The organism is Pseudomonas sp. N40(2020) (assembly GCF_014472415.1).
Lineage (GTDB): Bacteria > Pseudomonadota > Gammaproteobacteria > Pseudomonadales > Pseudomonadaceae > Aquipseudomonas.
Genome location: NZ_JACSZV010000019.1, coordinates 36,764 through 54,988, shown reverse-complemented (window position 1 = coordinate 54,988; position 18,225 = coordinate 36,764). Strand labels below are relative to the sequence as shown.

The 18,225-nt window shown below is 59.8% G+C and carries 24 protein-coding genes; 10 read left to right on the top strand and 14 right to left on the bottom strand.

The features are described 5' to 3' along the window. Positions 1-10: 10 nt before the first annotated feature. Positions 11-205, bottom strand: coding sequence for a hypothetical protein (locus IAI51_RS14150; RefSeq protein ID WP_187679046.1), 195 nt, complete (start codon positions 203-205; stop codon positions 11-13). Here IAI51_RS14150 and ftsY point away from each other — a divergent pair. The 4 genes from ftsY to rpoH all read left to right on the top strand — a co-directional run bounded on the left by ftsY (position 204) and on the right by rpoH (position 4,400). Further along, on the top strand, positions 204-1,739 hold the full coding sequence (gene ftsY, locus IAI51_RS14145; RefSeq protein WP_187679045.1) for a signal recognition particle-docking protein FtsY: 1,536 nt from the start codon (positions 204-206) through the stop codon (positions 1,737-1,739). The genes IAI51_RS14150 and ftsY overlap by 2 nt on opposite strands. Next, on the top strand, positions 1,736-2,407 hold the full coding sequence (ftsE, locus tag IAI51_RS14140) for a cell division ATP-binding protein FtsE (RefSeq protein ID WP_008065082.1): 672 nt from the start codon (positions 1,736-1,738) through the stop codon (positions 2,405-2,407). The genes ftsY and ftsE overlap by 4 nt, the downstream gene beginning before the upstream one ends. Next, positions 2,404-3,429: a permease-like cell division protein FtsX gene (gene ftsX / locus IAI51_RS14135; protein ID WP_187679044.1), complete on the top strand. Its 1,026-nt coding sequence runs from the start codon at positions 2,404-2,406 to the stop codon at positions 3,427-3,429. The genes ftsE and ftsX overlap by 4 nt, the downstream gene beginning before the upstream one ends. A 116-nt stretch (positions 3,430-3,545) precedes the next feature. Beyond that, entirely contained in the window at positions 3,546-4,400 is an 855-nt protein-coding gene (rpoH, locus tag IAI51_RS14130; RefSeq protein ID WP_007913617.1) for an RNA polymerase sigma factor RpoH, read from the top strand. A gap of 153 nt (positions 4,401-4,553) precedes the next feature. Here the strand turns inward: rpoH and mtgA are convergent, their stop codons facing one another. Further along, on the bottom strand, positions 4,554-5,276 hold the full coding sequence (gene mtgA, locus IAI51_RS14125; protein ID WP_187679043.1) for a monofunctional biosynthetic peptidoglycan transglycosylase: 723 nt from the start codon (positions 5,274-5,276) through the stop codon (positions 4,554-4,556). Positions 5,277-5,350: 74 nt separating this feature from the next. On the opposite strand from mtgA, the gene IAI51_RS14120 reads away from it, so the two are divergent. The 5 genes from IAI51_RS14120 to IAI51_RS14100 all read left to right on the top strand — a co-directional run bounded on the left by IAI51_RS14120 (position 5,351) and on the right by IAI51_RS14100 (position 8,594). Further along, positions 5,351-5,722 (top strand): DUF423 domain-containing protein, encoded by a 372-nt coding sequence (locus tag IAI51_RS14120; protein ID WP_187679042.1) that lies wholly within the window; start codon positions 5,351-5,353, stop codon positions 5,720-5,722. A gap of 90 nt (positions 5,723-5,812) precedes the next feature. Continuing rightward, positions 5,813-6,013 carry a sulfur carrier protein ThiS gene (gene thiS, locus IAI51_RS14115; protein WP_167394879.1) on the top strand — a complete coding sequence of 67 codons (201 nt, stop codon included), beginning with the start codon at positions 5,813-5,815 and terminating at the stop codon, positions 6,011-6,013. 60 nt (positions 6,014-6,073) lie between these two features. Then, positions 6,074-6,868 (top strand): thiazole synthase, encoded by a 795-nt coding sequence (locus IAI51_RS14110; RefSeq protein WP_042561554.1) that lies wholly within the window; start codon positions 6,074-6,076, stop codon positions 6,866-6,868. A gap of 9 nt (positions 6,869-6,877) precedes the next feature. Beyond that, a complete protein-coding gene (gene trmB, locus IAI51_RS14105) occupies positions 6,878-7,603 on the top strand; it encodes a tRNA (guanosine(46)-N7)-methyltransferase TrmB (protein WP_187679041.1) in 726 nt (241 codons plus the stop codon). Positions 7,604-7,805: 202 nt separating this feature from the next. Further along, a complete protein-coding gene (locus IAI51_RS14100; RefSeq protein WP_187679040.1) occupies positions 7,806-8,594 on the top strand; it encodes a hypothetical protein in 789 nt (262 codons plus the stop codon). A gap of 19 nt (positions 8,595-8,613) precedes the next feature. On the opposite strand, the gene IAI51_RS14095 is transcribed toward IAI51_RS14100, so the two are convergent. The 11 genes from IAI51_RS14095 to IAI51_RS14045 form a co-directional block, all read right to left on the bottom strand. After that, entirely contained in the window at positions 8,614-9,162 is a 549-nt protein-coding gene (locus IAI51_RS14095; protein WP_187679039.1) for an RNA 2'-phosphotransferase, read from the bottom strand. Between the two features lie 25 nt (positions 9,163-9,187). Further along, positions 9,188-9,511, bottom strand: coding sequence for a DUF3392 domain-containing protein (locus IAI51_RS14090; protein ID WP_008083808.1), 324 nt, complete (start codon positions 9,509-9,511; stop codon positions 9,188-9,190). Positions 9,512-9,546: 35 nt separating this feature from the next. Next, complete coding sequence (gene hemW, locus IAI51_RS14085; protein WP_262410345.1) at positions 9,547-10,752, bottom strand: radical SAM family heme chaperone HemW; 1,206 nt, start codon at positions 10,750-10,752, stop codon at positions 9,547-9,549. Further along, the gene (rdgB, locus tag IAI51_RS14080) at positions 10,749-11,345 is read right to left on the bottom strand and encodes an RdgB/HAM1 family non-canonical purine NTP pyrophosphatase (protein ID WP_095186987.1); all 597 of its coding nucleotides are present in this window, start codon (positions 11,343-11,345) and stop codon (positions 10,749-10,751) included. Before rdgB ends, hemW begins: the two co-directional genes overlap by 4 nt. After that, the gene (locus IAI51_RS14075; RefSeq protein WP_187679038.1) at positions 11,342-11,776 is read right to left on the bottom strand and encodes a DUF4426 domain-containing protein; all 435 of its coding nucleotides are present in this window, start codon (positions 11,774-11,776) and stop codon (positions 11,342-11,344) included. The genes rdgB and IAI51_RS14075 overlap by 4 nt, the downstream gene beginning before the upstream one ends. A gap of 26 nt (positions 11,777-11,802) precedes the next feature. After that, positions 11,803-12,423 (bottom strand): methionine biosynthesis protein MetW, encoded by a 621-nt coding sequence (metW, locus tag IAI51_RS14070; RefSeq protein WP_095186989.1) that lies wholly within the window; start codon positions 12,421-12,423, stop codon positions 11,803-11,805. Positions 12,424-12,430: 7 nt separating this feature from the next. Continuing rightward, positions 12,431-13,570 carry a homoserine O-succinyltransferase MetX gene (locus IAI51_RS14065; RefSeq protein ID WP_187679037.1) on the bottom strand — a complete coding sequence of 380 codons (1,140 nt, stop codon included), beginning with the start codon at positions 13,568-13,570 and terminating at the stop codon, positions 12,431-12,433. Between the two features lie 228 nt (positions 13,571-13,798). Next, a complete protein-coding gene (locus IAI51_RS14060) occupies positions 13,799-14,095 on the bottom strand; it encodes a DUF167 domain-containing protein (RefSeq protein WP_187679036.1) in 297 nt (98 codons plus the stop codon). Then, entirely contained in the window at positions 14,092-14,682 is a 591-nt protein-coding gene (locus tag IAI51_RS14055) for a YggT family protein (RefSeq protein ID WP_187679035.1), read from the bottom strand. The genes IAI51_RS14060 and IAI51_RS14055 overlap by 4 nt, the downstream gene beginning before the upstream one ends. Positions 14,683-14,692: 10 nt before the next feature. After that, positions 14,693-15,511 (bottom strand): pyrroline-5-carboxylate reductase, encoded by an 819-nt coding sequence (proC, locus tag IAI51_RS14050; protein WP_187679034.1) that lies wholly within the window; start codon positions 15,509-15,511, stop codon positions 14,693-14,695. Positions 15,512-15,534: 23 nt separating this feature from the next. Beyond that, entirely contained in the window at positions 15,535-16,221 is a 687-nt protein-coding gene (locus IAI51_RS14045) for a YggS family pyridoxal phosphate-dependent enzyme (RefSeq protein ID WP_187679033.1), read from the bottom strand. 56 nt (positions 16,222-16,277) lie between these two features. On the opposite strand from IAI51_RS14045, the gene IAI51_RS14040 reads away from it, so the two are divergent. Then, positions 16,278-17,312, top strand: coding sequence for a type IV pilus twitching motility protein PilT (locus IAI51_RS14040; RefSeq protein WP_187679032.1), 1,035 nt, complete (start codon positions 16,278-16,280; stop codon positions 17,310-17,312). Between the two features lie 47 nt (positions 17,313-17,359). Here the strand turns inward: IAI51_RS14040 and IAI51_RS14035 are convergent, their stop codons facing one another. Further along, positions 17,360-17,983 carry a C40 family peptidase gene (locus IAI51_RS14035; protein ID WP_187679031.1) on the bottom strand — a complete coding sequence of 208 codons (624 nt, stop codon included), beginning with the start codon at positions 17,981-17,983 and terminating at the stop codon, positions 17,360-17,362. Positions 17,984-18,225 lie beyond the last annotated feature (242 nt).

The following is an 18,225-nucleotide window of genomic DNA, read 5'->3' as shown; positions in this document are numbered from 1 at the left end:
TTTGAGTTTGTCAGCTAAACTCTGCGTTTTCGCCGACGATGCCGTTCCAGTCCTTCGTAATAATCGACCTTTGAGGTGCCTTTGGCGCCTCGACAAAATGTTGCGCGTGAACAAGCTGGGTGAAACACAGTCTGTTCTGCATCGAATATTTATTTGCCGGGGCGCCCTTATGGCGCGTCGCTACCGTGAGATAGCCGTCCTCCATGTTTGGTTCCAACGACGACAAGAAGACCCCAGCTGCGGCTGGCGAGAAGAAAAGCCTGTTCGGATGGCTGCGTAAAAAACCGCAGGAACCCGTCGTCGAACCGCCGCCCGCGATTCCTGAGCCGGCCCCTGAGCCTGCTCTCGTAATAGAAGAAGAGCCGACGCCGATCGTTCTGCCGATTGCCGAGCCGGTGCTGCAACCGGCGGCAGAGCCTGAGACTCAAATCCCGGTGGCCGCCGAATTGCCGCTGACCCCGGCCGCCGAACCGTGGCTGACTTTGCCAGTGGCGGAAGAGCCGGTGGCGCTGGTGGAAGAGGCGGCGCCCCATGTGACACCGCCAATTCCTGCGCCTGCCGCGTTCGTTGCCGAGGTTGCTCCGGCGCCTGTGGTTGAGCCGGTTGTCGAGCCTGCGCCGGTTTTGGCAGAGCCTGTTGCGCCAGTGTTTGCCGAGCCGGTTGCTCCAGTTGCGCCAATCATCCAGCAACCAGAGCCAGAGCCAGAGCCAGAGCCAGCACCCGCGCCGGTTGTCGTTGCGCCAATCGTTGCGGTTGAAGCTGCGCCCGTCGAAGTTCCGGCCGAAGCCCCGCGTACCGAGGAGACCAAAGCCGGTTTCTTCGCCCGCCTCAAGCAAGGTCTGTCGAAAACCAGCGCCAGCATCGGCGAGGGTATGGCCAGCCTGTTCCTTGGCAGGAAGACTATCGATGACGAGCTGCTCGATGACCTCGAAACCCGTTTGCTGACTGCCGACGTCGGCGTGGAAGCTACCACGCAGATCATTCAGCGCCTGACCCAAAAGGTCGCCCGCAAGGAGCTGGCCGATGCCGACGCACTCTACAAATCCCTGCAGGCCGAGCTGGCCGCGATGCTCAAACCGGTCGAGCAGCCGCTGAAGATCGTTTCGCAGAACAAGCCATTCGTGATTCTGGTGGTCGGCGTCAACGGCGCCGGCAAGACCACGACCATCGGCAAACTGGCGAAGAAGCTGCAACTGGAAGGCAAGAAAGTCATGCTCGCCGCCGGTGACACCTTCCGCGCCGCCGCCGTGGAGCAGTTGCAGGTCTGGGGAGAGCGCAACAAGATCCCGGTGATTGCTCAGCACACTGGTGCTGATTCGGCTTCGGTAATCTTCGACGCCGTGCAGGCCGCCAAGGCCCGTGGCATCGATGTGCTGATCGCCGACACCGCTGGCCGTCTGCACACCAAAGACAACCTGATGGAAGAACTGAAAAAGGTTCGCCGGGTAATCGGCAAGCTCGACGCCGACGCGCCGCACGAAGTGCTGCTGGTGCTCGACGCTGGCACCGGCCAGAACGCCATCAACCAGGCCAAGCAGTTCAACCAGACTGTCGAACTGACCGGCCTGGCGCTGACCAAGCTCGACGGCACCGCCAAGGGCGGGGTGATTTTTGCCCTGGCCAAGCAGTTCGGCCTGCCGATCCGCTACATTGGTGTCGGTGAAGGCATCGACGATTTGCGTACTTTTGAAGCCGAACCCTTTGTCCAGGCACTGTTTGCCGAGCGGGAGCGTTCATGATTCGTTTCGAACAGGTCGGTAAACGGTACCCGAACGGTCACGTCGGCTTGCATGAGCTGAGCTTTCGAGTCCGTCGTGGCGAGTTCTTGTTTGTCACCGGCCATTCTGGCGCCGGCAAATCAACGCTTTTGCGCCTGTTGCTGGCGATGGAACGTCCAACCAGCGGCAAATTGCTGCTGGCCGGGCAAGACCTGAGCACCATCAGCAACGCACAGATTCCGTTCCTGCGTCGGCAGATCGGCGTGGTGTTCCAGAATCACCAGTTGCTGTTTGATCGCACCGTGTTCAACAACGTCGCATTGCCGTTGCAGATTCTCGGGCTGTCCAAGGCCGAGATCGCCAAGCGTGTCGACTCGGCGCTGGAGCGCGTGGCGCTGTCGGATAAAACCGATCTGTACCCCGGCGACCTGTCCACCGGTCAGCAACAGCGCGTCGGCATTGCCCGCGCCATCGTCCATCGCCCGGCCTTGCTGCTGGCGGACGAACCGACCGGTAACCTCGACCCGCGTCTGGCGGCCGAGATCATGGGCGTGTTCGAAGACATCAACCGGCTGGGCACCAGCGTGTTGATCGCGAGTCACGACCTGGCACTGATCGCGCGCATGCGTCATCGCATGCTGACCTTGCAACGTGGCCGATTGATCGGCGACGGGGAGGCCGGCGAATGAGTGCGACGCGTAGCCCCAAGGTTTCCGAGCGCGTGGCCCCCAAGGCCGCCGATCCGCAGCCGCAAAAGAAGAAAAAGCACGACGATGACGACGGCCCGGATTTCGCCACGCTGTTCCGCGCCTGGGTCGAAAGCCATCGTGCCAGTTTGCTCGACAGCCTGCGTCGTCTCGGCAAGCAGCCGATCGGCAGCTTCTTCACCTGCATGGTGATGGCCGTGGCGCTGAGCCTGCCGATGGGGTTGTCGCTGTTGCTCAACAACGTCGAGCGTCTCGGCGGTTCGTGGCAGCGGGCGGCGCAGATTTCGCTGTACCTGCAACTCGACGCCAGCCCGGAGCAGGGCGAATCGTTGCGCGAGCAGATCAAAGGCATGCCCGGCGTAGCTGATGCTGAATATGTCGGCCGCGATCAGGCGCTGGAAGAGTTCCAGCAGCAGTCCGGATTGGGCGAAGCCCTGCGCGAGCTGCCGGAAAACCCGTTGCCGGGTGTGGTGCTGGTGACCCCGAACGAGGTCGACAAGCCGACCCTGGAAGCATTAAGACAAAAACTTTCCGAGCTGCCCAAGGTACAACAGGCACAACTTGATCTAGTCTGGGTCGAGCGTCTGGCCGCCATCCTCAAGCTCGGCGATCGTTTTGTCTTCGGTCTGACGGTGTTGTTGGTTTCTGCATTACTTTTGGTGATAGGCAATACCATTCGTCTTCATATTGAAAACCGCCGCACCGAGATAGAAGTGATTAAACTCGTCGGCGGCACCGACAGCTATGTACGTCGTCCCTTCCTTTATATGGGCGCGTTGTATGGCTTCGGTGCGGGACTGCTGTCCTGGGGCGTATTGGCGTTCGGCCTGAACTGGTTGAACGATGCGGTGGTTGGACTGGCCGGCTTGTACGGCAGTGATTTCGCACTGGCCGGAGTGCCAGTTGCCGACGGTCTGTCGCTCTTGCTTGGCGCGGTGCTGTTGGGTTATATCGGTGCATGGATTGCAGTCGCACGTCATCTCAGGGAGCTGGCGCCGAAGTAGAATCTTTTTTGCGCGTGATTGGCCTTGCGGTTTTTTTGGGAACTTGTACTTGAGTTCCCGGTCAATTTTTCGCAGTGCCGAAAGGCGCGAGTTATGTAAGTCGGAGGTTTTTTCGTATGACCAATTCTTTGCAACCTGCGTACGCGTTGGTTCCAGGTGCGAACCTGGAAGCCTATGTGCACACCGTGAACAGCATTCCATTGCTGACGCCGGAGCAGGAGCGTGAACTGGCCGAGAGTCTCTACTATGAGCAGGATTTGGGGGCGGCTCGGCAGATGGTGCTCGCCCACCTGCGTTTTGTCGTACACATTGCCCGTAGCTATTCCGGCTATGGTCTGGCTCAGGCTGACCTGATCCAGGAAGGTAACGTCGGCCTGATGAAGGCTGTGAAACGCTTCAACCCGGAAATGGGTGTGCGTCTGGTGTCGTTCGCCGTGCACTGGATCAAGGCGGAAATTCACGAGTTCATCCTGCGCAACTGGCGCATTGTGAAAGTCGCGACCACCAAGGCCCAGCGCAAGCTGTTCTTCAACCTGCGCAGCCAGAAGAAACGTCTGGCGTGGCTGAACAACGAGGAAGTCCACCGTGTGGCGGAAAGCCTCGGCGTCGAACCGCGGGAAGTGCGCGAGATGGAAAGTCGCCTGACCGGCCACGACATGGCCTTCGACCCGGCCGCGGAAGCGGACGACGACAGCGCTTTCCAGTCGCCGGCCAACTATCTGGAAGACCACCGGTACGACCCGGCGCGTCAACTGGAAGATGCCGACTGGAGCGACAACTCCAACAGCAATCTGCACGAAGCGCTGGAAGTGCTGGACGAACGCAGCCGTGACATCCTTTACCAGCGCTGGCTGGCAGAAGAAAAAGCTACGCTGCACGACCTGGCGCAGAAGTACAACGTGTCGGCCGAGCGTATCCGTCAGCTCGAAAAAAGCGCGATGAACAAGCTCAAGTTGTCGATTGCCGCGTAACCGGCGCCTCGGCAAATAAAAACGCCCCGATCAGCAATGATCGGGGCGTTTTTGTTCAGCAGATCAAAAGATCGCAGCCTTCGGCAGCTTCTCCAGGTGAAATGCAATCCCGTGTAGGAGCTGCCGAAGGCTGCGATCTTTTGCTTTATGGCGCTACTGCGCCCAAGGCGCCCGGCGCGAATCATTGAGCCCGAGCAGATAGCTCGTCCCGCCCAACTGGCTCATCTGCTGGCGAATCCACCCGGCTCGGCGCGAAACATACGCTGTCGGATGGCTCGCACTCCAGACCCGTGGGTTCGGCAGGACAGCCGCCAGATAGCTTGCCTGCTGCCGGGACAGCGACTTGGCGCTCACGCCAAAGTGATGCCGGGCCGCCGCTTCAGCGCCAAATACCCCGTCATCCCACTCGACGCTGTTCAGATACACCTCAAGAATCCGCTGCTTGGGCCAGAACACCTCGATCAGCGCGGTAAACCAAGCTTCCAGACCTTTTCGCAGATAACTACGACCGGCCCACAGAAACAGGTTCTTCGACACTTGCTGGCTCAACGTACTGGCGCCGCGAATCGAGCCTCCGAGTTCGTTATGGGCCAGCGCGGCCTGGATAGCGCTGAAATCAAAGCCCCAATGCTCGGGAAACTTCTGATCCTCGCCGGCCATGACCGCCACCTTAAGATCATCGGAGATCTCATCCCACGGTTTCCAGGTGCGTTGCAGGTCAATCGGCTCGCCGTCGACCCAGGATTCGACCTTGCGCTCGACCATCAGCGCCGTGCCGGGCGGCGGCACGAAACGAAACAACAGGACCAGCAATACGCTGCCGCCCGCGAACCAGAGCAGGGCCTTCGTGAGACGACGGAAAATTGAACGCAGCATAGAGATGGCTTGGCCGAACCCGTGGAGCGGGCCATTATACAGACCCTGCCGATCGAGTCTGACTGGAGTTCCACATGCTGCGTGGCTTTCTGATGCTGGCCGCTTTCTTTGGTTTTACCGGGGTTGCGTTGGGTGCATTCGCCGCCCACGGCCTGAAAAACCGCCTGACGCCCGAGTATCTGGCGATTTTCCACACCGGCGTCACCTATCAACTGGTGCACACTTTGGCGCTGTTCGGCGTGGCGCTGCTGGCCACACAGATTCAGGGTCGGCTGGTGGCCTGGGCTGGCGTTTCGTTCTCCATCGGCATTTTGTTGTTCTCCGGCAGCCTGTACCTACTGACCATCACCGGCATCAGCAAGCTTGGCATCATCACCCCGTTCGGCGGCCTGGCGTTTCTGATCGGCTGGCTGTGCCTGGGGCTGGCCGCCTGGCGGCTGAGCTGACCGGGTAGTCCATTTCACGATGAATGGCTTGGGTCGCCCCGTCTGATCGGGCTAGAATGCCAGCCCCTAAAAATGATGGCGGCCTTGCGCATGCGCATTCAGTTGAACGGCGAATCCCTTGAACTGCCCGACGGTGAAACCGTTGCGGCCCTGCTGACCCGTCTGGATCTGACCGGACGCCGGGTAGCAGTCGAACTCAATCTGGATATCGTCCCGCGCAGCCAGCATGCCGACACCACGCTCAACGACGGCGACAATGTCGAAGTGGTGCACGCCATCGGCGGCGGCTAGTCGTTCGGCCCGCAAGGGCACAGAATTCTGCAAGACCCTCACCTTTAAAGAGGATTCCCCATGAGCATCGTTCGTAGCGACAAGCCTTTTGTGCTGGCCGGTCGTACTTACCAGTCGCGTTTGCTGGTCGGTACCGGCAAGTACCGTGACATGGAAGAAACCCGCCAGGCGATCGAAGCCTCGGGTGCCGAAATCGTCACCTTCGCCGTGCGCCGCACCAACCTCGGCCAGATCGAAGGCGAGCCGAACCTGCTCGACGTGCTGTCGCCGGATCGCTACACCTTCCTGCCGAATACCGCTGGTTGCTACGACGCCATCGAAGCCGTGCGCACCTGCCGCCTGGCCCGCGAACTCCTCGACGGCCACAACCTGGTGAAGCTGGAAGTGCTGGCTGACCAGAAAACCCTGTTCCCCAACGTGATCGAAACCCTCAAGGCCGCCGAAACGCTGGTCAAGGAAGGTTTCGACGTGATGGTCTACACCAGCGATGACCCGATCATCGCCCGTCAACTCGCGGAAATCGGCTGCATCGCGGTGATGCCGCTGGCCGGTCTGATCGGTTCGGGTCTGGGGATCTGCAACCCGTACAACCTGCAGATCATCCTCGAAGAAGCCAAGATCCCGGTGTTGGTGGATGCCGGTGTCGGTACCGCTTCCGACGCTACCATTGCCATGGAGCTGGGCTGTGACGCGGTGCTGATGAACTCGGCCATCGCCCACGCCGGGCAACCGGTGATGATGGCCCAAGCCATGCAACACGCGATCGTCGCGGGCCGTCTGGCCTACCTCGCCGGCCGCATGCCGAAAAAACTCTATGCCAGCGCCTCTTCGCCGCTGGATGGTCTGATCAAGTAAGAGCCATTGATGACTGAATCGAACGACACGCCTATCCAGACGGAAGAGGGCGACGAGCGCCAACACCGCCGCATCAAGAGTTTCGTGATGCGCGCCGGGCGCATGACCGAAGGCCAGCAGAAAGGTCTGGATCAAGGCACGCCGCTGTTCGTGCTGCCATTGGCTGACGCGCCAGTGGATTACGATCAGGTGTTCGGCCGCTCGGCGCCGCGCTCGCTGGAGATCGGTTTCGGCATGGGCCACTCGCTGCTGGAAATGGCTGCAGCGGCACCGGAGCAGGATTTCATCGGCGTTGAGGTTCACCGTCCGGGTGTCGGCGCGCTGCTCAATGGCGTGCTGACTCAGGGCCTGACCAACCTGCGCGTTTACGATTGCGACGCGATCGAAGTGCTCAACCGCTGCATCGCCGACAACAGCCTTGATCGCCTGATGCTGTTCTTCCCGGATCCGTGGCACAAGAGCCGTCACCACAAGCGTCGTATCGTTCAGGCGTCGTTCGCTGAACTGGTGCGCAGCAAGTTGAAGGTCGGCGGCATTTTGCACATGGCCACCGACTGGGAACCGTACGCCGAATACATGCTTGAAGTGATGAGCGTCGCCCCGGGCTACCGCAACCTCGCCGAAGACGGCAAGTGCGTACCACGCCCGGCCGAACGCCCGATCACCAAGTTCGAACGCCGCGGCGAACGACTTGGCCACGGCGTGTGGGACCTGAAGTTCGAAAAACAGTCCTGAGCCTTACGCAATAAAATCTGTAGATAAACCTGTGGGAGCGAGCTTGCTCGCGAATGCGATGGATCATTCAGCACTGAGTTGACTGACACCACGTTTTCGCGAGCGAGCTCGCTCCCACAATTGTTTTCGGAGTTTGTTCAAGATTGCTGGTGATCCGCCGAAAGATCTTCGTCCCCCCCCCACTTGTAAAGGAAGACGAGTCTTGAAAGCCCTTTTCACCTGCATGCTGTTGTTGGGTCTGCTGTTTTCAGCGGCTTGCGAGCGCGTGGTAACGCCCGATGAATACTTCGCCAGCGCGCAAAGAGTGGCCGAAAAAATCCAGCGTGACGCCGATGAGCGGATCAGGCGGGAAGGCGCCGGGGAGCCGGAACTCGCGTATACGCCGGAGCAGTTGCGCAATGCCGAAGGCGATTTTGCAGCGCTTGCAGACAATCTGAAAAAGGCCTCGGATGGCGGGCATATGCTCGCAACGTACTTGCTGGCCAACCTTCAGGACAATCCGATGTTCTCTGAGCGAACGCGGATGGAGGCCTGTGGCCTTTACCAGAAAGCCATGGATCAGGGGTTGCTGGCGGCTGCGGTGGGTTACTACCATTTATGCGACAAGGCATACGAAAGGTTTGATCTGCAAAACGCGGATCATTTGAAGTTCTTGCAGTCGCTGCAACAGTTATTGAGCAAGCCCGACGCTTATGCCCACGTCTATCCTTTGCAGGCCAAGCGTTCGCTGTGCTTCTTCGACGAGAGGGCGCCCGCCGGACAGCAAGGCAAATTGGCGGCAATGCGGGCCCGCGCTGTCGCGCTGTTATTGTCAGAAGATCAATATCGGGCTGAGGCCAACTACATTCTTGCGCTGACGCGTGTAAACGAGAATGACCGTCACGACGGTCAGAATATTGCGTATCTGGACAATGCAGAAGCGTTGGGCTGTAAGGACTACTACGGGCTCAGTGCGATGATTCGAAGTGAGGTCAAAGCCAGCGCTGAATAGATGACGAACGTGTCGAGGACTACAACGTAGAGATGAAGCGCACTGGTACTTGCTCTGTCAGCCAGACGCCATTCTCGGCCTGATAGAACTTGAAGCCTTGTTCCTGCATCTGCCGCGCAGCGACTTTCAGGATCACCACGGTGCCGTAGCGTTGGCCTACGGCTGAGGCGGTGGTGGTTTCTGCCGAGAGATGCACGTGATGACGCGATCCGGGGATCAAGCCTTGCTGGTTGATCGAGTCCATGAAACGCGTCGCCGTGCCGTGATACAGCGTTTCTGGTGGCTGCTTTTCCTCAAACTGCAGCTCCACGCTCTTGGTCGAGTGCCCCTGCACGGCGCGGATCTGCTGGCCGTCCTCGGATATCGAAAAGCGTTTCTTGTCGCTGCTCGCCACGACAGTTTCGATCAGCGCGCGATCGAGAGTGCGACCGTCGCGTGCCGCGCCGCTGATCAGCGCTTCGATATTCGCCCAGCCTTCAGAGTCCAGCCTCAGGCCAATGGCCTGAGGCTCGTGGCGCAACACATAGCTGAGAAACTTGCTTGTTTCATCCAGCAGTTTTTTACTCATGAACTTCCCTGTTTGAATTCAATGATCAGCGTCGGTCTGCGACTACGCCGATCAACACCAGCACCACCAACAACACCGGCGCCAAACTGTAGTTGTTGAACTGGCTCAATCCCTTGATTACCCAAGGCGTGGCGTAGATCAGTGCTGCACCGCTGCCGATCAAGCACAGCAGGGCCATCAGCGGTACGCGCAGGGCGCCGGCGATGCTGCCCAAGCGTTGTTCGACCCAGCCTTTGAAGTCGGCGCCGAACAGCACCAGCAGGCAGCCGACCAGCGCCAATGCGATTTCCGAGAGGTTGCTGCGGCTCCAGCGGGAGACGGTAGCGAGCAGGTCGAGTATCAAATCCATGCGTTTTCCCTTGGGACAGAAGTTGAGGGTTGGGCTCAGTTCAGGAATTGTTGCAGCAAGTCGTTGAGGAACAGCTGTCCGCGCTCGGTGGCCGCCAGACGTGACGGTTCGACCTGCAACAGACCGCTTTGTTCTGCCGCTGCCCGGCCTTCGGCGAGGCTTTCCAGCGACAGGCCGGTGCGTTCCGGATACAGGCGCGATTCCACGCCTTCTGTCAGTCGCAAGGCGTTCATCAGGAACTCGAATGGCATCTCATCGTTGGTCAGGGCTTTCTCGCCGGCCTGGAAGCTTTTCGCCGGGTTGAGATAGTCCTTCGGCAGGCGCGTCTTCCAGGTACGCACGATGCGCCCGTCCGGATGGCTGAGTTTGCCGTGAGCGCCGGCACCGATGCCAATGAAGTCGCCGAAACTCCAATAATTGAGGTTATGCCGCGCCGGGCGACCGGGTTGGGCGTAAGCCGACACTTCGTATTGCGCGTAACCGTGCTCGGCCAGCAGCGCTTGCCCGGCCTCTTGAATGTCCCACAGCGTGTCGTCTTCCGGCAGCACCGGCGGCTGGTTCCAGAACACCGTGTTCGGCTCAAGCGTCAGCTGATACCAGGAAATGTGCGTCGGCTGCAGTTCGATGGCCTGGCGCAGATCGCTCAAGGCGTCGTCCAGCGACTGATCGGGCAAGCCGTGCATCAAGTCGAGGTTGAAGTTATCGAACCCGGCCTGCCGCGCCATGCCTGCCGCGCGTACTGCTTCGTCGCCGTTATGAATACGGCCGAGCGCCTTGAGCTTTTCCTGCTGGAAACTCTGGATACCGATCGACAGGCGATTGATCCCCAGCTTGCGGTACGCGACAAACTTCTCTTGTTCGAAGGTGCCGGGGTTGGCTTCCAGAGTGATCTCAATGTCTTTGGCAAACGGAATGCGCTGCTCGACGCCTTTCAGCAAACGCCCAAGGGCTTCGGCACTGAACAGGCTCGGTGTACCGCCACCGAAGAAAATCGAGCTGATTTCACGGCCATAAACCGCATGCAGGTCCTGATCGAGATCGGCCAGCAACGCGTCGACGTATTCCTGCTCCGGCAGCACCGGGCTGGCGGTGTGCGAGTTGAAATCGCAATACGGGCATTTGCGCACGCACCATGGGATATGGATGTACAGCGCCAAGGGCGGCAGCGTTGGCAGCGGCGCCCGAGGCGAAGAAGCGGCGCCGCCGATGATCAGCGACGACGCAGAGGGGGTGTCGGTCATTTCAGGCCCAGACGCTGGCGCAGCAGATCCATTGCACGGGCGCGGTGGCTGATCTGATTCTTGTCGGCCGGGCTCAGTTCAGCGCTGGAAACATCGCGTTCCGGCACCCAGAACAGCGGGTCGTAGCCGAAACCGTGTTCGCCGCTGGCGGCAGTCAGGATGCGTCCGTGCCACAGGCCTTCGCAAAGGATCGGCAACGGATCATCGGCGTGACGCACCAATGCCAGAACGCAAACGAACTGCGCGCCGCGTTCGGCTTCAGGCACGTCTTTGAGGGCGTCGAGCAGTTTGGCGTTGTTCGCCGCATCGCCCTTGCCGTCGGCATAACGCGCCGAATAGATGCCCGGTGCACCGCCGAGGAAATCCACTGCCAGACCGGAGTCGTCGGCCAGCGCCGGCAGCCCGGAAATACGTGCGGCGTTACGCGCCTTGAGGATCGCGTTCTCGACGAACGACAGACCGGTTTCCTCCGGCTCGACCTTGCTCCACTCGCCGATCGAGCGCAGTTGCACCGAGTCGCCGAGCATGGCCTGGAGTTCTTTGAGTTTGCCGGCGTTATGGCTGGCCAGTACGAGCTGCTTGAGATTCATCATTCGCCGGGGAAAAGTTCTTGGTTGAAGTTGATGGTGTCGATCTTGTCACCGGTCTGCACCTTGATTTCGAAGGTGCGGGTTTCCTGCTGAGGCACCGGGTATTGGGCGATGTAATAGATCGCACCCTGCTCGGTGACTTGCTTGAAGTTCAGCGGCACGCTCTGGCTGGTCAGGTCTTTGACCGTGCCGGTAACGTTGGCGATCAGCGGTTTGCCGCCCTTGATCACCGAGACATTGATCACGCCCTGATTCTTGCTGCGGATCAGCTCGGCAGCCTTGGCGATGTCCGGCGTCAGGAAGGTGGAGTTGAAAGTGTTGTAGTGCACGGTGACATCACCGAACACTTCCTTTCGCTCGCCCTTGATGACATCGGCGGCCATGGCGCCGACGCTCAGGCAGGCAGTGATTAACAACAACGCTAAACGACCCATGATCATCCTCCTCGAAATGTCGTGGCTCAGACCGCGACCCGATGATCTGCAAGCACCGGGCTGCTGACGCGGTAGATACCAATTTCACCTAACAGATTAGGCCATAGCTTACTGGCCCACCCGTGGCGGTGCTGTTGATCCACGGCAAGCCGATCAATGACCTTCGCATCACGTTCGCGACAAAGTTCTTCAAAGTCTTCGAAGGTGCAGAAGTGGATGTTCGGCGTGTTGTACCAGGTGTACGGCAGAAACTCGGAGACCGGCATCCGCCCCTTGCTCGCCAGATACCAGCGGCAGCGCCAGTGACCGAAGTTGGGGAAGGTGATGATGCACTGACGCCCGACCCGCAGCATTTCGTCGAGGATCTTGTCCGGGTAATGCACGGCTTGCAGCGCCTGGGTCATCACCACGATGTCGAAACTGTTGCTGGCGAAGTTGCCCAGGCCTTTATCCAGATCCTGCTCGATGACGTTGACGCCTTTGGCCACGCATTGAGCGATGTTGTCGGCGTCGTTTTCCAGGCCATAACCGGTGACCTGCTTGTGGTCGCGCAGCCAGGTCAGCAACTCGCCGTCACCACAGCCCAGGTCGAGGACGCGGCTGCCGGCGGGGATCCATTCCTGGATGATTTCCAGATCAGCTCTCATGGCTTTCTCACAACGAAATGCGGTTCATGTAATTGCCGAACGCCTGCAAATAGCGCGGGATCGGAATCAGGAAGGCGTCGTGGCCCTGCGGCGCGTCGATTTCCAGGTAGCTGACGTCTTTACGTGCTGCCATCAGCGCGTCCACCAGTTCGCGTGAACGAGCCGGGGAAAAACGCCAGTCAGTGGTGAACGACATCACGCAGAACTTGGCCGTGGCGTTCTCGAAGGTTTTCGCCAGGTTATCGTCGAAGTTCGCTGCCGGATCGAAGTAATCCAGCGCCTTGGTCATCAACAGATAGGTGTTGGCGTCGAAGCGTCCGGAGAACTCTTCGCCCTGGTAACGCAGGTAGCTTTCGACCTGGAACTCGACACTGTGGAAGTCGTAGTTGAGCTTTTCGCTCTTCAGGCCGCGTCCGAATTTCTCGCCCATGGAGTCGTCGGACAGGTAGGTGATGTGCCCGACCATCCGCGCCAGCATCAGGCCGCGTTTGGGGATCACGCCCGCTTCCTGGAACGAACCGCCGTGGAATTCCGGGTCTGTAAGAATCGCCTGGCGCGCCACTTCGTTGAAGGCGATGTTCTGCGCCGACAACTTGGGGGCCGAGGCGATCGCCAGACAATGGCGCACGCGATCCGGGTAAGTGATGGTCCATTGCAGCGCCTGCATGCCGCCGAGGCTGCCGCCGATCACCGCTGCCCATTGGCCGATGCCGAGCAGGTCGGCCAGACGCGCCTGGCTGTGTACCCAGTCTTCCACGGTGAGCACCGGGAAGTCGGCACCGAACGGTTTGCCGGTCTCCGGGTTAATACTGCTCGGGCCGGTGGAGCCGTTACAGCCGCCCAGATTATTCAGGCTAACCACGAAGAATTTGCTGGTGTCGATCGGTTTGCCGGGGCCGATGCAGCTGTCCCACCAACCGGGCTTGCGGTCGTCGGGGCTGTGATAGCCAGCGGCGTGGTGATGGCCGGACAAGGCGTGGCAGATCAGCACGGCGTTGCTCGCCTGCGCGTTCAGCGTGCCGTAGGTTTCGTAGATCAGGTCATAAGCGGCCAGCGAACGGCCACAGGCCAGGGCCAGCGGTTCGCTGAAGTGCGCCGTTTGCGGCGTCACCAGACCAACAGAATCGGGGGGAAAGGCAGTTGGCATCGACCCTGCTCTCGTTGAAATGAGGCGTAAGTCTAAAGACCGGGGGGGTTAGCGGCAAGCAGCCCTCACCCTAACCCTCTCCCGGAGGGAGAGGGGACTGACCGAGGTGTTCTTTCGAGTGACGCCGACCTGATATATCCGGGGCGAACTCAGTTACTGAAAACCAACCAAATCGGCTCCCTCTCCCTCGGGAGAGGGCTGGGGTGAGGGGAAGGGGCGCCAGTGAATTCAGCCCGAACCCGCAACCAGCCCCGGCAATTCCGGCAACTTTTTCGGCGAGCAAATCTTCACCCGCTTCTGCCGGTTCAACTCACCGCTAAGCAGACTCACCTGGCTCTTGGAAACTCCAAAAGCCTTGGCCAGAAAGCCCATTAGATACGCATTGGCCTTGCCCTCGACCGGCGGCGCGGTCAGGCGGATCTTCAGCCGATCACCATGCAGCCCGGCGAAGTCATCGCTACGGGCCGCAGGTTGCAGGTGACATTCCAGAATCAGGTCGTCACCTTCCCAGCGAAACCAGCTCACATCAGCAGGCGCAGGATTTCCGGCATCATCGTCATCGCCGCGAGGTTGTTGATCACCAGCATGTCGATCAGCTTCAGCGCCAGAAACGCGAAGATCGGCGACAGGTCGAGCCCGCCGAGGCTCGGCAGGAACTTGCGGAACGGCGCCAGGGCCGGTTCGCAGATCTGGTTGACCAGCTCAGCGCCCGGGTTGTGGCTGCCCGGTGCGACCCACGACAGGATCACGCTGATGATCAGGGCGAAGAAGAATATCTTCAGGAACAGCGCGGTCACGCCGATCAGCGACCAGATAAACAGTTGCAGCGGGTTACCGGTGGTGCCGTAAGTCAGCAGCAGGGTCAGCGCCATCAACGCCAGTTGAACCAGAATTGCCAGTACCAGCGACGACATGTCGAGGCCAAACATACTCGGGATGATCCGGCGCAGTGGCTTGAGCAGCGGCTGAGTCGCTTTGACGATGAACTGGCAAAGCGGGTTGTAGAAGTTCGCCCGCACCAGTTGCAGGACGAAGCGCAGCAGCACGATCAGCAAATACAGACTGCCGAGGGTTTGCAGCACGTAAACCGCTGCGGTGTTCAATCCAATCATGTAAGGCTCCTTATTTGCCCAGTTGTTCGGCCATTTCGGCCGAGCGGTGCGCGGCGGCGCCGAGTGCTTTTTCTACCAGGGCTTCGAAACCACCGGCCTGGAACGATTTGATTGCAGCTTCTGTAGTCCCGGCCGGCGAGGTCACGCGGCGGCGCAGTTCGGCAGCATCGACGTCACTGGAAGCCGCCATGTGCGCGGCGCCCAGAGCGGTTTGCAACGTCAGTTGTTCGGCAGTTTCTTTCGGCAGACCGAGTTTGACGCCAGCGGCGCTCATGGCTTCGATCAGCAGGAAGAAATACGCAGGGCCGGAGCCGGACACGGCAGTCACCGCGTCCAGTTGCTGTTCTTCGTTCAGCCACAAAGCGATGCCGACGGCGGACAGCAGCTCTTCGGCTTGCTGGCGCTGTTGGGCGGTGACTTCGCTGGTGGCGTACAAGCCGCTGACGCCCTGACGCAGCAGCGCCGGGGTGTTGGGCATGCAACGCACGATCGGCTGCTCGCCCAGCCATGCGGTCATGCTGGCGCAAGTGATGCCGGCGGCAATCGAGACCACCAGTTGATTCGGTTTCAGGCTCGGGCGAATCGCTTCGCACACGGCTTTCATTGCCTGAGGTTTGACCGCCAGGACGACGACGTCGACGCCATCGATGGCCTGGGCGTTGTCGGCAAAGGTTTCGATGCCGTGTTCGGCGCTGACTTTGGCGCGGGTTTCTTCACCCGGGTCGCTGGCGCGGATGTGCGCGGCTTCCAGACCCTTGGCCCGCAGGCCGCCGATGAGGCTGGCGGCCATGTTGCCGGCACCGATAAAGGCAATACGTGTGTCGCTCATGTCAGGTCCTTATCCAGAAATGTTCAAGATTGGGAATAGTCGCGGGCGCCGAAAAGGGCCGTACCGATACGAACCCAGGTGGCGCCTTGGGCTATGGCCGACTCGAGGTCGTGGCTCATGCCCATGGAAAGTGTGTCGAGCGGTAGATTCAGGCTGTCCTGCAAACGTTGCACGGCAGCAAAAGCGGCATCCTGTTCGGCGCGATCTTCGGTCGGCTCGGGGATCGCCATCAAACCGCGCAGTTTCAAGCGCGGCAGGGCGCTGATGGCGTTGGCCAGGGCCGGCAGGTCAGCCGGGGTGCAGCCGGACTTGCTGGCTTCACCGCTGACGTTGACCTGAATGCAGATGTTCAGTGGCGGCATATCCGCCGGGCGCTGTTCGGACAGACGCTGGGCAATTTTCAGACGATCCACGGAATGCACCCACTCGAAATGCTCGGCGATGGCGCGAGTCTTGTTCGATTGAATGGGGCCGATGAAGTGCCAGATCAAGGGCAGGTCGGCCAGTTCGAGCTGTTTGCTCAAGGCTTCCTGCAGATAGTTCTCGCCAAAGTCGCGCAGGCCGGCGGCATACGCTTCACGCAGGGCTTCGGCGGGTTTGGTCTTGCTGACCGCGAGCAACTGCACGCTGTTTTCAGTGCGCCCGGCCGCTGCGGTAGCAGCCTGGATGCGCGAACTAACCAGTTGAATGTTGTCTGCTATCGTGGACATCAAGAGGCGCCAGCGGTCTGAAGGTTCGCGGCATTCTACTGGAATTGAGGAGCGCTATGGATATCACTGAACTACTGGCCTTCAGCGCCAAACAGGGAGCTTCCGACCTGCACCTGTCGGCCGGTCTGCCGCCGATGATCCGCGTCGATGGTGATGTGCGGCGGATCAATCTGCCGGCGCTGGATCACAAGCAAGTGCACGAATTGATCTACGACATCATGAACGACACCCAGCGCGTCGACTTCGAGAAACATCTGGAAACCGACTTTTCCTTCGAAGTCCCCGGTGTCGCGCGGTTCCGGGTCAACGCTTTCAATCAGAACCGTGGTGCCGGCGCGGTATTCCGCACCATCCCGTCGAAAGTGCTGAGCATGGAAGACCTCGCCATGGGTGATGTCTTCCGCAAGATCACCGACGCCCCGCGTGGACTGGTGCTGGTGACCGGGCCGACCGGTTCCGGCAAGTCGACCACGCTGGCAGCGATGATCGATTACCTCAACACCCATCGCCATCACCACATCCTCACCATCGAAGATCCGATCGAATTCGTTCACGAATCGCGCAAATGCCTGATCAATCAGCGCGAAGTCCACCGCGATACCCGCAGTTTCGCCACCGCTTTGCGTTCAGCGCTGCGGGAAGACCCGGATGTGATTCTGGTGGGCGAGATGCGCGATCTGGAAACCATTCGCCTCGCACTGACCGCCGCGGAGACCGGGCATCTGGTGTTCGGCACGCTGCACACCACTTCGGCAGCGAAAACCATCGACCGGGTTGTGGACGTATTCCCCGGTGACGAGAAGTCGATGGTGCGCTCGATGCTGTCGGAGTCGTTGCTGGCGGTGGTGTCGCAGACGCTGATCAAGAAGATCGGCGGCGGGCGCGTGGCAGCGCACGAGATCATGCTCGGCACGTCGGCGATCCGTAACCTGATCCGCGAGGACAAGGTGGCGCAGATGTATTCGTCTATTCAGACGGGTGGGTCGTTGGGGATGCAGACACTGGACATGTGCCTGAAGGATCTGGTGACCAAGGGCTTGATCAGCCGGGAGCATGCGCGGGAGAAGGCGCGTACGCCGGATAACTTCTGAGAGAGGCGTGATCGTTCCCACGCAGAGCGTGGGGACGATCCGCGGTGTTAGCGTTGAACTACACGCAGCTGCTTGCTGGCAGGTTCTTTCGGCAACACCCGCTTGGCAACCACGTAATGCTTTTGCCAATACGGCTTGTTCAGCGTATCGATGCTCACCGATTTGCCACGGCGCGGGGCGTGGATGAAGCGGTCGTTGCCCAGGTAGATGGCAACGTGGTTGACCTGACGGCTCTTGATGTTGAAGAAGATCAGGTCGCCCGGCTTCAGATCCTTGCGCTCGACTTTCTCGCCGTGGCCGCTGGCCATGGCGTTGGAGGTGCGTGGCAGGTCGAACGTGGCGTCGTTGAACGCGTATTTCACCAGACCGCTGCAGTCGAAGCCTTTACTTGGGCTACTGCCGCCCCAACGATAAGGAGTACCGAGGACGTTCACCGCGCGGCTAAGGACATTGCTGCTTTCCTTGCTCGCCATCGGTGGCACCAGCTTGCTGTTGCCCTTGCTGCTCAGCGTGGTGACTTTGCTTTGCTTGCTTTTGCTCGAAGGGGCAGAAGCATGGGATTTAGGGGTAAAGCCGTTAACGTTGGGAAGACGTTGCTCACGATTGGTGGCGTGGGCGGCCAGTGGCATTAATAGGCAAATAGTTAGCCATGTCTTGAAAAATGGTCGCATTAGGCGTGGCTCTTAAGTGGTAGCGCGCAACTTTATAACAGCTTTTTTGTCCCTTCCGAGTCCGTTGGTCGATTCAATCGGCAGGCAACGGAACCAAATAAGCGGCAAATTGACGCGATTGTCTGACAGAAGTCCGGTGCTATAAGGCTTTGACGGTTGCAACGGTAACATTTGCCATACGTCGGCTACCTGTAAAAAAGTCACAAAGAATTCAAGAATATTTATCTATCGAGCGAAACGAG

What these genes read in the sequence shown, in the direction of transcription:
- rpoH (WP_007913617.1), top strand. Translation starts at nt 3,546, where the DNA reads ATGACCAATTCTTTGCAACCTGCGTACGCGTTGGTTCCAGGTGCGAAC.
- IAI51_RS14075 (WP_187679038.1), bottom strand. Translation starts at nt 11,776, where the DNA reads ATGGGTCGTTTAGCGTTGTTGTTAATCACTGCCTGCCTGAGCGTCGGC.
- ftsE (WP_008065082.1), top strand. Translation starts at nt 1,736, where the DNA reads ATGATTCGTTTCGAACAGGTCGGTAAACGGTACCCGAACGGTCACGTC.
- metW (WP_095186989.1), bottom strand. Translation starts at nt 12,423, where the DNA reads ATGAGAGCTGATCTGGAAATCATCCAGGAATGGATCCCCGCCGGCAGC.
- IAI51_RS14040 (WP_187679032.1), top strand. Translation starts at nt 16,278, where the DNA reads ATGGATATCACTGAACTACTGGCCTTCAGCGCCAAACAGGGAGCTTCC.
- trmB (WP_187679041.1), top strand. Translation starts at nt 6,878, where the DNA reads ATGACTGAATCGAACGACACGCCTATCCAGACGGAAGAGGGCGACGAG.
- ftsX (WP_187679044.1), top strand. Translation starts at nt 2,404, where the DNA reads ATGAGTGCGACGCGTAGCCCCAAGGTTTCCGAGCGCGTGGCCCCCAAG.
- rdgB (WP_095186987.1), bottom strand. Translation starts at nt 11,345, where the DNA reads ATGATGAATCTCAAGCAGCTCGTACTGGCCAGCCATAACGCCGGCAAA.
- IAI51_RS14090 (WP_008083808.1), bottom strand. Translation starts at nt 9,511, where the DNA reads ATGGATTTGATACTCGACCTGCTCGCTACCGTCTCCCGCTGGAGCCGC.
- IAI51_RS14150 (WP_187679046.1), bottom strand. Translation starts at nt 205, where the DNA reads ATGGAGGACGGCTATCTCACGGTAGCGACGCGCCATAAGGGCGCCCCG.
- IAI51_RS14045 (WP_187679033.1), bottom strand. Translation starts at nt 16,221, where the DNA reads ATGTCCACGATAGCAGACAACATTCAACTGGTTAGTTCGCGCATCCAG.
- IAI51_RS14120 (WP_187679042.1), top strand. Translation starts at nt 5,351, where the DNA reads ATGCTGCGTGGCTTTCTGATGCTGGCCGCTTTCTTTGGTTTTACCGGG.
- thiS (WP_167394879.1), top strand. Translation starts at nt 5,813, where the DNA reads ATGCGCATTCAGTTGAACGGCGAATCCCTTGAACTGCCCGACGGTGAA.
- IAI51_RS14095 (WP_187679039.1), bottom strand. Translation starts at nt 9,162, where the DNA reads ATGAGTAAAAAACTGCTGGATGAAACAAGCAAGTTTCTCAGCTATGTG.
- mtgA (WP_187679043.1), bottom strand. Translation starts at nt 5,276, where the DNA reads ATGCTGCGTTCAATTTTCCGTCGTCTCACGAAGGCCCTGCTCTGGTTC.
- hemW (WP_262410345.1), bottom strand. Translation starts at nt 10,752, where the DNA reads ATGACCGACACCCCCTCTGCGTCGTCGCTGATCATCGGCGGCGCCGCT.
- ftsY (WP_187679045.1), top strand. Translation starts at nt 204, where the DNA reads ATGTTTGGTTCCAACGACGACAAGAAGACCCCAGCTGCGGCTGGCGAG.
- proC (WP_187679034.1), bottom strand. Translation starts at nt 15,511, where the DNA reads ATGAGCGACACACGTATTGCCTTTATCGGTGCCGGCAACATGGCCGCC.
- IAI51_RS14035 (WP_187679031.1), bottom strand. Translation starts at nt 17,983, where the DNA reads ATGCGACCATTTTTCAAGACATGGCTAACTATTTGCCTATTAATGCCA.
- IAI51_RS14055 (WP_187679035.1), bottom strand. Translation starts at nt 14,682, where the DNA reads ATGATTGGATTGAACACCGCAGCGGTTTACGTGCTGCAAACCCTCGGC.
- IAI51_RS14110 (WP_042561554.1), top strand. Translation starts at nt 6,074, where the DNA reads ATGAGCATCGTTCGTAGCGACAAGCCTTTTGTGCTGGCCGGTCGTACT.
- IAI51_RS14065 (WP_187679037.1), bottom strand. Translation starts at nt 13,570, where the DNA reads ATGCCAACTGCCTTTCCCCCCGATTCTGTTGGTCTGGTGACGCCGCAA.